Origin of the sequence: Phenylobacterium sp., assembly GCF_016793285.1 — a bacterium.
Classification (GTDB): Bacteria; Pseudomonadota; Alphaproteobacteria; order Caulobacterales; family Caulobacteraceae; genus Phenylobacterium.
The window spans coordinates 1-11,112 of record NZ_JAEUMO010000097.1 but is presented as its reverse complement, the minus strand read 5'-3'; the positions used below and the strand labels follow the sequence as shown (position 1 = coordinate 11,112).

The 11,112-nt window shown below is 71.1% G+C and carries 11 protein-coding genes; 7 read left to right on the top strand and 4 right to left on the bottom strand.

The annotated features are described in order from the left end of the window. Positions 1 to 868 (top strand): esterase-like activity of phytase family protein (locus tag JNL41_RS10160; RefSeq protein ID WP_293474570.1); only part of this gene is annotated, 868 nt, incomplete at its 5' end. Positions 869 to 972: 104 nt separating this feature from the next. On the opposite strand, the gene rpmB is transcribed toward JNL41_RS10160, so the two are convergent. Both rpmB and JNL41_RS10150 read right to left on the bottom strand, forming a co-directional pair. Continuing rightward, positions 973 to 1,269 carry a 50S ribosomal protein L28 gene (rpmB, locus tag JNL41_RS10155; RefSeq protein WP_293474568.1) on the bottom strand — a complete coding sequence of 99 codons (297 nt, stop codon included), beginning with the start codon at positions 1,267 to 1,269 and terminating at the stop codon, positions 973 to 975. A 316-nt stretch (positions 1,270 to 1,585) separates the two neighbouring features. Beyond that, complete coding sequence (locus tag JNL41_RS10150; protein ID WP_293474566.1) at positions 1,586 to 2,302, bottom strand: peptidoglycan DD-metalloendopeptidase family protein; 717 nt, start codon at positions 2,300 to 2,302, stop codon at positions 1,586 to 1,588. Between the two features lie 241 nt (positions 2,303 to 2,543). Between JNL41_RS10150 and JNL41_RS10145 the strand changes: the two genes are divergently transcribed. The 6 genes from JNL41_RS10145 to cdd all read left to right on the top strand — a co-directional run bounded on the left by JNL41_RS10145 (position 2,544) and on the right by cdd (position 8,121). Further along, positions 2,544 to 3,182: a TetR/AcrR family transcriptional regulator gene (locus JNL41_RS10145; RefSeq protein ID WP_293474564.1), complete on the top strand. Its 639-nt coding sequence runs from the start codon at positions 2,544 to 2,546 to the stop codon at positions 3,180 to 3,182. Then, positions 3,179 to 4,159 carry an HlyD family efflux transporter periplasmic adaptor subunit gene (locus JNL41_RS10140; RefSeq protein ID WP_293474562.1) on the top strand — a complete coding sequence of 327 codons (981 nt, stop codon included), beginning with the start codon at positions 3,179 to 3,181 and terminating at the stop codon, positions 4,157 to 4,159. Before JNL41_RS10145 ends, JNL41_RS10140 begins: the two co-directional genes overlap by 4 nt. Further along, entirely contained in the window at positions 4,156 to 5,073 is a 918-nt protein-coding gene (locus tag JNL41_RS10135) for an ABC transporter ATP-binding protein (protein ID WP_293474560.1), read from the top strand. The genes JNL41_RS10140 and JNL41_RS10135 overlap by 4 nt, the downstream gene beginning before the upstream one ends. A gap of 28 nt (positions 5,074 to 5,101) precedes the next feature. Then, positions 5,102 to 6,235, top strand: coding sequence for an ABC transporter permease (locus JNL41_RS10130; protein WP_293474574.1), 1,134 nt, complete (start codon positions 5,102 to 5,104; stop codon positions 6,233 to 6,235). A 49-nt stretch (positions 6,236 to 6,284) separates the two neighbouring features. Next, the gene (locus JNL41_RS10125; protein ID WP_293474558.1) at positions 6,285 to 7,640 is read left to right on the top strand and encodes a M24 family metallopeptidase; all 1,356 of its coding nucleotides are present in this window, start codon (positions 6,285 to 6,287) and stop codon (positions 7,638 to 7,640) included. A 112-nt stretch (positions 7,641 to 7,752) separates the two neighbouring features. Continuing rightward, positions 7,753 to 8,121 carry a cytidine deaminase gene (gene cdd / locus JNL41_RS10120; protein WP_293474556.1) on the top strand — a complete coding sequence of 123 codons (369 nt, stop codon included), beginning with the start codon at positions 7,753 to 7,755 and terminating at the stop codon, positions 8,119 to 8,121. Here cdd and JNL41_RS10115 read toward each other — a convergent pair. Together JNL41_RS10115 and JNL41_RS10110 are read right to left on the bottom strand one after the other, a co-directional pair. After that, positions 8,118 to 8,921: a hypothetical protein gene (locus JNL41_RS10115; protein ID WP_293474554.1), complete on the bottom strand. Its 804-nt coding sequence runs from the start codon at positions 8,919 to 8,921 to the stop codon at positions 8,118 to 8,120. The genes cdd and JNL41_RS10115 overlap by 4 nt on opposite strands. 397 nt (positions 8,922 to 9,318) lie before the next feature. Further along, on the bottom strand, positions 9,319 to 11,112 hold a 1,794-nt coding region (locus JNL41_RS10110; protein ID WP_365698084.1), incomplete at its 5' end, for a DUF885 family protein.

The window sequence follows — 11,112 nt, the reverse complement described above, 5'->3', positions numbered from 1 at the left end:
GCTGGACCCGAACGACCCGTCGCGCGACCGCATCGGGGCCTTCGCTTACGCCGGCGGCATCTCGATCACCTCGCGCCAGACGAGCCGCCTGCACGGCATGTCCGACCTGAAGGTCACCGCCGGCGGCCACCTGCTGGCGATGGGTGACCAGTCCGACATGCTGGAGGCGCGGATCGTCCTGGACGGGGCCGGACGGCTGACGGGTCTCACCGCCGCCACGCTGATCTCGCTCAAGGCCCCGGATGGCGTCGACCTCTTCGCCGGCGGCGCGCGCGAGTACGATTCCGAAGGCGTGGCGCGGCTGGCGGGCGGCGAGTTGATCGTGAGCTTCGAACAGCACGACCGCATCCTGGTCTTCCCCAAGGGCGCAGGCCTGCCCCGCGAGGCGCCCAAGCCCGATATCCGCTACACCAACAACAAGGGCATGGAGGCGCTGGTCGCGGCGCCCGACGTGGCGGCGGACGCCTATCGCGTCGGCCTGGAGGACAGCGGCCACACCTATCTCTGCCGCCTGTCGAGCGCCTGCGCCCGCGACCGCGACCTGCCGCTGGACGGGTCCGAACTCGTGGCCATGGACAACGTGCCGGGCGGCGGCCTCGCCTATCTGCTGCGCTCGTTCTCGCCGCTGCGGGGCAACGTGGTGAAGCTGAGGGTGCTGGACCGCGCCGGCCGCCTGGTCGACCAGATGGAGATCGCCCGGCCGCTGACGGTGGACAACCTGGAGGGGCTGGCGGCCGTCGCGCGGCCCGACGGGGCCATCCGCTTCTACCTGATCGCCGACGACAACTTCGGGTTCTACGAGGGCAGGCCCACCGGCCAGCGGACGCTGCTGATGGCGTTCGACTGGCGGCCGCGGGCGAGGCGGTAGCGACCGACGCGCCTGCCTGGCCTGTCGCCGACGGGAGAGCAGGAAAGCAAAAGGGCCGCTGTTTCCAGCGGCCCCTTTCGGAAGCGACGAAACGGGCCGGGCGCTCAGGCCGCGGCGGTTTCCGCGAGCTTGGCCTTCACCTGGCGCTTGATCTTCAGCGCGCGGGCCGAGAGCACCTCGTCCTTGGCCTTCAGGAGCACCGCATCGAGGCCGCCCTTGAAGTCGAGCGTGCGGAGCGCCGCGTTGGTCATGCGCAGGCTGAAGGTCTGGCCGAGCGCATCGGACTGGACCTTGATCGCGACCAGGTTCGGCATGAACCGGCGCTTGGTCTTGATGTTCGAGTGGCTGACGTTGTGGCCGACCATCGGGCCGACACCCGTGAGCTCGCAGCGACGCGACATGACGAAGAACCCTAGCCAGAAATAGAATTGCGGCGGACGTTCCCATCCGCGCGAAGAGCGGGCGATTTAGAGGAAGGGCCCGCCCGCGTCAAGGCGACCCGGCCCGCAACGCCCCGCGGCATCGCGCCGGCGCCCCCGGCGGGGCGGCTTCGTTGTGGCCGCGGGCGACTCGACTACAATATCTCGTAGGGAACAGAAGCTGAATCGCCGCGAGTCAGCGATTCGGTCGCGATTCGTTTCGCCCCCGTTCCGACTCTCCCGACAGGTTCATCGCGCGGCGCCGAGGGGGGCGTCGCCGAGGAGGGGCGGCCGGGAATCAGTCCGCCGCGACGAGCGTGGCGTGGGGCGCGCGGCCCTCCGGCGGCCGGTAGCCGGCCACGATCACCCTGGCGGCGTCGATGCGCTCGCCCGCCTGGTCGATGATCTCCAGATGCACGTGGTCGGTCATGCCGCCGGGGTATTTCCGCTGCAGGCTGTGGGCCGTGCCGATCGGCCGGCCGATGGCGACCGCGTCGCCGATCCGGACCTTCGGGTTCACGTAGAAGACCCGGGCCGCATAGCGCAGCGCCGGATTGGTGATCTCGACGAACCGGAGCGTCTGGTCGCCTGCGTAGGCGTAGCCGATCTTGCTGACGTAGCCCGAGATCGGCGCCGCGACGACCTGGCCGGCCCTGGCCGTGAAGTCCACGCCCTCGTGGCGGCGCGAGCCGCCGTCCCGCCGCGCGCCGAACTCGCCCTCGCCGTAGGCGTCGTGGCCGCGGGCCTCCTGGCCGGTGGGGTTGCAGAAGTCGCCGCGGCCGTCGCCGTCGACGTCCTTGCCCTGCCAGACCAGCTCGAGCCGGACGGGCTCGTCCCCGGCCCGTTGCGCGACCGCGGCCACCGCCTTCTCCACCATGGTGGCGCGGACCTGCGGCTGGCTCAGCGGACTCGCCGCCGCGGTGCCCGCGGCGACCATGCCGGCGACGGCGAGGACCAGCACAGGCCGGTTCTCGGCCAGCTCACGGAGACGCGCACGAACGCCCGACAACGCCATCAGGACCCTTACTCAAAGATGCGCCGTCGCCGGACAGGTCGCCGGCTTCGAGGCGGATTGACTGAGGCGCCGCGAAGAATTGGGGGAACGCGGCGAGCGGTGGGGTCCTGACGCCGGACCGGGGCGGAAAATAGGCGCCGGCGCCGAATTCGCCATGCGACCGATCGCGCCGGCCGCGATTGCGCGGGCTGACGCCCTGTACTAATAACTGACTGGTCAGTTATTTTCAGGCATGACGAGGATGGACGCAGGCGAACCCAAGTTCCGGCGGCGCAAGGCCGACCGCCCCGGCGAGATCGTCGAGGCGGCGCTGGAGGTGTTCGCCGAGAAGGGCTTCGCCGCGGCGAGGCTGGACGAGATCGCGCGGCGCGCGGGGGTCTCGAAGGGCGCGGTCTACCTCTACTTCGAGACCAAGGAGGACATCTTCCGCGCCGTGGTGACCCGGGCGATCAGCCCGAACATCGCCGCGGTGCAGGCGATGGCGGCCGCGCACCCCGGCCCGATCTCCGAGCTGATCGGCGGCGTGGCCAAGGTGGTGGCGGAGGTGATCGCCGGGACGCTGATCGGCAGCGTGGCGAAGATGGTGATCGCCGAGGCGGGCAACTTCCCGGAGATCGCGCGGGTCTGGCACGACGAACTGGTGGCCCAGGCGCTGGCGGCGATGAGCACGGCGATCGAGGCCGCCCAGGCGCGCGGCGAGGTCAGGCCCGGCGACCCGCGCACCTATGCGATCCAACTGGTCGCCCCCCTGCTGATGACCGTCCTCTGGCGCGAGACCTTCGTGCCGGTGGGCGCGCGACCGTTCGACACCGCCGCCGTCGCGGCCCAGCACGTCGAGACGCTGCTGAACGGCATGCTCACGCAAGGAGCCCGCGCATGAACAACCGCCAGCGCATCCTCGTGGCCGGGCTGATCCTGACCGGCGTCGCGATCGTGGGCCTGCTCGTCGGCATCCCGCGGTTCAGGCAACCCGCGACGCTCTCGGGCTACGTCGAGGGCGAGCCGCTCTACATCGCCGCCCCCGTGGCCGGGACGGTGCGCGTCGTCAACGTGCGCCGCGGGCAGGAGGTGGCGGCCGGCCAGCCACTGTTCGTGGTGGACCCGGCGCAGGTGAGGAGCGCCTACGACCAGGCCGCCGCCGAGGCCGAGGCCGCCCGCGCCCAGGCCGTCGACGCGCGCAAGGGCCAGCGTCCCGCCGAGCTCGCGGTGTTCGAGGCCAACATCGCCGCCGCCGAGGCCCGCGCCCGCGACGCGCAGGCGGACCTGCGCCGCGTCGCGCCGCTGGTGCGCCAGGGCTGGTACGCCCCCGCCCGGCTGGACGACGCCAGGGCCGCCGCCGACGCCGCCGACGCCCAGGTCCGCGCGGCGAGGAAGCAGCGCGACGCCGCCGCGCTGGGCGCCCGCGAGGATCAGGTCCGCGCCGCCGACGCCCGCGTCGAGCAGGCGCAGGCGGCCGTGGCCGGCGCCGGGGCCCGGCTGGCCGAGGTCGCGCCCGGAGCGCCGAAGAAGGCCCGCGTCGAAGACGTGTTCTTCCATGCCGGCGAATGGGCGCCGGCCAACCAGCCGATCCTCAGCCTGCTGCCCGACGAGCGGATCAAGCTGCGGTTCTTCGTGCCCGAACGGTCGCTGTCGGCCTACCGCGTCGGCCGCACCGTGAGGTTCGCCTGCGACGGCTGCGCGAGGGGGCTGTCGGCGCAGATCGAGTTCGTGAGCCCGCGCCCCGAGTTCACCCCGCCGGTGATCTACAGCCGCGACGCCCGCGACCGCCTCGTCTACCTCGTCGAAGCCCGCCCCTCGACGCGCCTCAACCCCGGCCAGCCGGTGGACGTCGAACCCCTTGGGGAGCCGCTGTCGTGACGCTCGCCATCGACGTCCATGGGCTGAACAAGACCTTCGGCGACAAGCACGTCGTCGACGACGTGACGATCCAGGTCGAGGAGGGCCGGATCTGCGGGTTCCTGGGGCCCAACGGGTCGGGGAAGACCACGACGCTGCGGATGCTCTGCGGGCTGCTCACGCCCGACAGCGGCTCGGGCCAGGCGCTCGGCTTCGACATCATCCGCCAGGCCGACGAGGTGAAGCTGCGCACGGGCTACATGACGCAGAAGTTCTCGCTCTACGAGGACCTGACCATCGCCGAGAACCTGGAGTTCACGGCCCGCGTCTACGGCCTCGACCGCCGGCGCGAGCGGGTGGACGCGGCGCTGGAGCGGCTGGGCCTCACCTCGCGGCGCGGGCAGCTCGCCGGCACGCTCTCGGGCGGCTGGAAACAGCGGCTGGCGCTGGCGACCGCGACCCTGCACGAACCCCGGCTGCTGCTGCTGGACGAGCCCACCGCCGGCGTCGACCCGAAGGCGCGGCGCACCTTCTGGGACGAGATCCACGCGCTCGCCGCCGAGGGGCTGACGGTGCTGGTCTCCACCCACTACATGGACGAGGCCGAGCGGTGCCATGAGATCGCCTACATCAGCTACGGCCGCCTGATCGCCCGCGGCACGGCCGAGGAGGTGATCGCCGCCTCGGGGCTGATCACCTTCCACGGCGAGGGGCCCGACGCCGACAAGCTGGCGCACGAGCTGGCCGGCCGGCCGGGCGTCGAGACCGCCGCGGCGTTCGGCCAGGCCATCCACGTCAGCGGCACGGACCGAGCGGCGCTGGAGGCGGCGATCCAGCCCTATCGCGGCCGCGGCTACGCCTGGACCGAAGCGCACCCGACGCTGGAGGACGTGTTCATCCAACTGATGGACGCCAGCCAGGACAACATCCGATGACGCGCTCTCTGAGCCGGGCGTGGGTTCGATGACGGGCCTCAACTGGAACCGGGTGCTGGCGGTCCTGATCAAGGAATTCAAGCAGCTCACGCGGGACCGCATCACCTACGCGATGATGCTGGCGATCCCGGTGGTGCAGCTCACCCTCTTCGGCTACGCGATCAACACCGAGCCCCGCCACCTGCCGACCGCCGTGCTGATGCAGGAGGACAGCCGCTACGCCCGCTCGATCACCGCGGCGCTGAAGAACTCGAACTACTTCGACTTCGTGGCCCAGGCCCGGTCGCCGTCCGAACTGGACCGGCTGCTGCGGACCGGGGATGCCCAGTTCGCGGTGACCGTGCCCGGCGACTTCAGCCGCCGCGTGGCGCGGGGCGACAAGGCGCAGGTGCTGGTCGAGGCCGACGCCACCGACCCCTCGGCGACGGGCGGCGCGCTCGCGGCGCTGGCCGCCCTCCCCGACCAGGCGCTCAGCCACGACCTCGCCGGCGCGCTCGCGGCCCGCGGCCCGTCGCCCGCCCCGTTCGAGGTGGTCGTCCATCGCCGCTACAACCCGGAGGCCATCACCTCTTACAACATCGTGCCCGGCCTGCTCGGCATCATCCTCAGCCTCACGCTGGTGATGATGACGGCGCTCAGCGTCACCCGCGAGACCGAGCGCGGGACGATGGAGACGCTGCTCTCCACCCCGCTGGAGCCGCTGGAGGTGATGATCGGCAAGCTCGCGCCCTACGTCATGGTGGGGCTGGTGCAGACGGCGATCATCCTGGCGATGGCGGCGGTCCTGTTCCACGTCCCCATGGGCGGCGGCTGGATCGGCCTTTCGCTGGGCGTGGCGCTCTTCATCACCGGCTCGCTGGCGCTGGGCTTCCTCATCTCGACCCTGGCGCGCTCGCAGCTCCAGGCGATGCAGATGAGCTTCTTCTACATCCTGCCGTCGATCCTGCTGTCGGGCTTCATGTTCCCGTTCCGCGGCATGCCGGCCTGGGCCCAGTGGATCGGGGAGGCGATCCCGGTGACCCACTTCCTGCGCGTGGTCCGCGGCTCCCTGCTGAAGAGCCAGGGCCTGGGCGACCAGTGGCGCGAACTGCTCGCGCTCGTGGCCTTCGTCTGCATCGTCACCGCGCTCGCCATGGCCCGCTACCGGCGGACGCTGGACTAGGGCCGGCTTCCCCGCCAGCTTCGGCGCCTCGAGCGTTCGCGGAGTCGTCATGAAGCGTTGGGCAGTCGCGGTGGTGGCCGCATCGATGGCCGGTCAGGCTCAGGGGGCCGAGACCCCGGTGCTGCCGCTCAGCCAGACGGAGGCGGCGCATCCGGCGATGCCGCAAATCCTGACGCTGCGCGACCGGGCCAGGGTCACCGACGCGATCCTGGCCGAGCGGCTGGACCTCGTCGTCCCGAAGCTGATGCGCAACCAGGGCGTCGACATGTGGGTGCTGGTGGCGCGCGAGTACCTGGAGGACCCGGTCGTCGCGACCATGCTGAACGCCGAGAGCCTGCGGGCCCGGCGGCGCACGATCCTGGTGTTCTACGATCCCGGCGCGGGCAAGCCGATCGAGCGGCTGACCGTGAGCCGCTATGGCCTGGGCGGCCTCTTCCGGCCGGTCTGGGACCCGGACAGGCAACCCGACCAGTGGAAGGCGCTGGCCGAGGTCATCGCCGCGCGCAACCCGAAGACCATCGCGGTCAACGTCTCGGGGCGCAGCGCCTTCGGCGACGGCCTGACCCACAGCCAGTACACCGAGATGGTCGCCGCCCTCAGCCCGGCGCTGAAGGCCAGGGTCACGCCCAACGACACGCTCGCGATCGGCTGGCTGGAGACACGCTCGCCGACCGAGATGAAGCTCTACCCGGGCATCGTGCGGCTGGCGCACGCGATCCTGGCCGAGGGGCTTTCGGCGGAGACGATCAAGCCGGGCGTGACGACGACGGCGGACGTCCAATGGATGCTGCGCGAGCGGATGGCGCGGCTGGGCGTCGACACCTGGTTCCACCCCTCCATCGGCGTGCATCGCCAGGGGACGAAGGACCTGCTGGAAGGCGACACCGTCATCCAGAAGGGCGACCTCGTCTGGAGCGACTTCGGCATCACCTACCTGCGCCTCAACACCGACACCCAGCATCTCGCCTATGTGCTGAAGGACGGCGAGACCGACGCGCCGGCGGGCCTCAGGGCCGGGCTGAAGGCGGCCAACGACATCCAGGACGCGCTGACATCGTCGTTCAAGGTCGGGCTGAGCGGCAACCAGGTGCTGGCCGAAGCGCGCAGGAAGGCGATCGCCCAGGGGCTGAAGCCGTCGATCTACTCGCACCCGCTGGGCTACCACGGCCACGCGGCGGGCCCGGCGATCGGCTTCTGGGACAACCAGAACGCCGACCCCCGCGGCGACTTCCCGATCCATGCGCCGACCACCTGGTCGATCGAGCTGTCGGCCTTCGCGCCCGTGCCGGAATGGGGCGGCCAGGAGGTGCAATTCCGCACCGAGGAGGACGCCTACTTCGACGGCCAGAGCGTGCGCTACCTGGACGGGCGGCGGACCGAACTCATCCTCATCGGGCCGAAGTAGCGGCAGGATTCGACAAGCCGTCACAAGGGGCTAGTCTAGATCGTCCCTCCGACGCTCTGGGACGACCTCTGCGCACATGACCGCCTCCGTTCCTCCGGCCGTAGCTGGCGAGATGCGCCGACTGCTCGCCCATGCGCATGCGCCCTACTCCGGCGTGCAGGTGGCGGCCGCCGTGGAGGACGAGCAGGGCGCGATCCACTACGGCGTGAACGTCGAGAACGCCGCCTACCCGCAGGGCAACTGCGCCGAGACCAGCGCCATCGCCGCCATGGTGACCAGCGGAGCGCGCGCGATCCGCCGCGTCTGGGTCACCTCGTCCCTGCCCGGCCTGATCTGGCCCTGCGGCGGTTGCCGGCAGAAGATCTGGGAGTTCTCCGCGCCCGGCTGCGAGGTGGTGAGCGTCGGGGATGACGGCGCGGCGGAGAGCCACACCATCGAGGCGCTGCTGCCGCTGGGGTTCCGGCTGGAGCCGAGAGGCTAGTCGAACGCGCCGGGGTCCGCCTTAGGCTCGCCCCTCGGGCCCTTCGCGCGGGCGGGATTGGCCCACACGCCGGTCAGGATCAGGATCGCACCGATCGGCAGCGTGAAGCTTGCGATCCACGGCGTCAGGCCTTCAGGGGCCGCCGACGTCACGCCGGCGCCGATCAGCTGGATGCTCAGCCAGTTCACCGCGACCGCGCCCGTCGTCCAGTTCATCTGCAGCGTGATCGCCCCGGCGAAGGCGAGGATGCCCCAGAGCCACTTGCGGCGCAGGCCCTTGCGCCGGATGACCTTCACCAGCGCGGCGATCATCAGTAGCGGCGCAGCGACGGTGGCCGCCAGGAACGCGTAGTGGCCCGCCCCCTTGCCCTCGAACGTGAAGGCGTTGGCGGCCAGGTCGGCCGGCGCGAGGATCTGAACGTGGAAACCCTGGACCCGCCACGGCTGGGCGTCGGAGGGACGAGTCATGCGGCCGACGACAACCGCCTTGTGCGCCTTGAAGACATAGAGGTCGGTCACGTTGAGCGTCTGGCCCGAGTTCATCATCGAGACCTGATTTCGCCCCACGAACTTGGTCTCCAGCGGCGCGTCGTTCGGCAGCGCCGCGCGCAGGCGGGCAAAGTCCGCCTCGACCGTGGGGGTGAACAGTTCGGGCGCGGCGAGCCCGCGGATCCTGCTCATGTTGCCGGTGTGAACCGCATCATAGAACGCGCGCAGGGTCGGGTCCGGCTTGCCGAACCCCTGGCAGGCGGCCAGCGCCACGCCCAGCACGACCATCACGATCCAGCGCCGCCAGCCCATCTACGCCCCCCGTCCTGCGTGGACAGCTAAGCCTGCTTTCGGCCGCCACGCCAGTTCAGGCGCCCTCGGCCTGATCTGGCCCTGCGGCGGTTGCCGGCAGAATGTCAGGGAGTTCTCCGCGCCCGGCTGCGAGGTGGTGAGCGTCGGGGATGACGGCATGGTCGAGGCGCATACGATCGAGACGCTCCTGCCGCTGGGGTTCCGGCTGGAGCGGTAGTCCTGCGCTTCAACGCCCCCTGAACGTCGTGGCCGGGCCTGTCCCGGCCATCCATGAACACTGATCGTGGGAGAAGAGCCGGAGCGTCACGGCCGAGCCATGTTCGTGGGCGACGCCGCGTCTGGATGGCCGGGACAGGCCCGGCCATGACGTTCCCAGAGGGGTCGGTAGAGTGAGACCCTAGGCCTTCGCAGCCGCCACGTAGCGGTCGATCACCGTCTCCAGCACCGAGAGCGGCGTGCCGCCGGTGGTGACGATGGCGTCGTCGAAGTCGCGCAGGTCGAACTTGGGGCCCAGCGCCGCCTTCGCCTTTTCGCGGAGGCGGACGATCTCGTTGTGGCCGGTCTTGTAGGCGCAGGCCTGGCCGGGGCTGGCGCAATAGCGGTCGATCTCGGACGTAGCGGCGTTGACCGAGCGGCCGGTGGCCCCGGCCAGCGTCGCGATCGCCTTCTCGCGGGTCCAGCGCAGGTCGTTCAGGCCCGTGTCGACCACCAGGCGCGCGGCGCGGAAGCGCAGCGCCTGCAGGTAGCCGAGGCGGCCCATCGGGTCGTCGTCGTAGAGGCCGGCCTCGTCGGCGAGCTGCTCGGAATAGAGCGCCCAGCCCTCGATGAAGGCGCCGAAGTTCATCAGCGAGGCGATGGTGTGGATCTCGCCCGAGCGCTCGGCGAGATAGGCGCCCTGCCAGGCGTGGCCGGGCAGCGCCTCGTGCATCGAGAGGCTGGCCAGGGTGTACTTCGGCCAGTTGTCGATGTTCTTGAGGTTCACGTAGTAGATCGCCGGGCGCGAGCCATCGAGGGCGGCGAAGTTCATGTAGCCGAGGCCGGCGCCGTCCTGGATCTCCTTCGGCACGGCGCGCACCTCGACCGGCGCCTTCAGCCCCAGCTTCGAGATCTTCGGCAGGTAGGGCCGGATCGCGGCGATGCGGCCCTCGATATAGGCGATGACCTGGCGGCGGCCGTCCTCGGTGTCGGGGAACAGGAACTTCGGATCGCGGGTGAGCGCGCTCATGCGCTCGCCGACGGTCCCCTGGGTGTAGCCCTGCCCCTTCAGGATCGCGTCCATGCGCGCGTCGATCTCGGCGCCCTGGTCGAGGCCGGTCCTGTGGATCTCGGCCGGGGTGCGGGCCGTGGTCGTGTTGTACTTCAGGCTCCAGCGATAGTAGTCGGCGCCGTCCGGGAACTTCCAGCAGCCGGCGTCCGAGGTGGCGCGCGCCGCCTGCGCCTTCAGCACCGCGATCTGCCGCTCCAGAGCCGGGTAGACCTTCTCGGCGACGATGGCCGTAGCGCGGGCCGACCAGTCGCCGTCGATCCCCTTGGCCCTGGCGCGGTCGGCGAGCGAGCCCACCAGGCGGGTGGCGGCGGCGTCCTGGGCGCGGAGCTTGTTCTCCACCTGCAGGGTCGTGGCGAGCAGGAAGTCCGGCAGCACCACGCCCTTGCCCGCGGCGTCCTTGATGCGGTCGCTCTCCTGGTCGAGGCGGCTGCCCACCTGCTCCAGGCGGGTCAGGTAGGCCTCGCAGTCGTCGCGGGTCTCGATCAGGTGCTGGGCGTTGAGGAACTCGCCGATGTTGCCGACGACGCCGTCCTGCTGGCTGACGACATAGGGGTTGGCGTAGTCGCGGCCGTAGGCGAACCGGCCGCCCTCGGCGCCGATCTCCTGGGCGTAGAGCACGGTGTCGTAGGTGGTGAGGTCGCGGCCCTTCAGGCTCGCGCGCGGGATGGCCTTCAGGCGCTTGGCGCGGTCGGCGTAGCCGGCGATCTGCTTCGCGCGGCCGTCGGAGGAGCGCTCGTCGAGGCGGCGCTTCAGGGCCGCGCGGGGGCCCTTGTCCTTGCCGAGGCCCGTGGCGGTCTCGGGGTTGTCGACCAGGATCTCCTCGACGAAGGCGTCCAGCAGCCTGGCGAGCTTCGGATCGCTGACGCCCTCCCCCTCCAGCGCGAAGGCCGGCAACGGCGCGGCCGCGGCTCCGGCCGCCAGCGT

Bases quoted from the DNA above. Each gene is read 5' to 3' on its own strand.
- rpmB (WP_293474568.1), bottom strand. From the start codon at position 1,269: ATGTCGCGTCGCTGCGAGCTCACGGGTGTCGGCCCGATGGTCGGCCAC.
- JNL41_RS10150 (WP_293474566.1), bottom strand. From the start codon at position 2,302: ATGGCGTTGTCGGGCGTTCGTGCGCGTCTCCGTGAGCTGGCCGAGAAC.
- JNL41_RS10145 (WP_293474564.1), top strand. From the start codon at position 2,544: ATGGACGCAGGCGAACCCAAGTTCCGGCGGCGCAAGGCCGACCGCCCC.
- JNL41_RS10140 (WP_293474562.1), top strand. From the start codon at position 3,179: ATGAACAACCGCCAGCGCATCCTCGTGGCCGGGCTGATCCTGACCGGC.
- JNL41_RS10130 (WP_293474574.1), top strand. From the start codon at position 5,102: ATGACGGGCCTCAACTGGAACCGGGTGCTGGCGGTCCTGATCAAGGAA.
- JNL41_RS10125 (WP_293474558.1), top strand. From the start codon at position 6,285: ATGAAGCGTTGGGCAGTCGCGGTGGTGGCCGCATCGATGGCCGGTCAG.
- cdd (WP_293474556.1), top strand. From the start codon at position 7,753: ATGCGCCGACTGCTCGCCCATGCGCATGCGCCCTACTCCGGCGTGCAG.
- JNL41_RS10115 (WP_293474554.1), bottom strand. From the start codon at position 8,921: ATGGGCTGGCGGCGCTGGATCGTGATGGTCGTGCTGGGCGTGGCGCTG.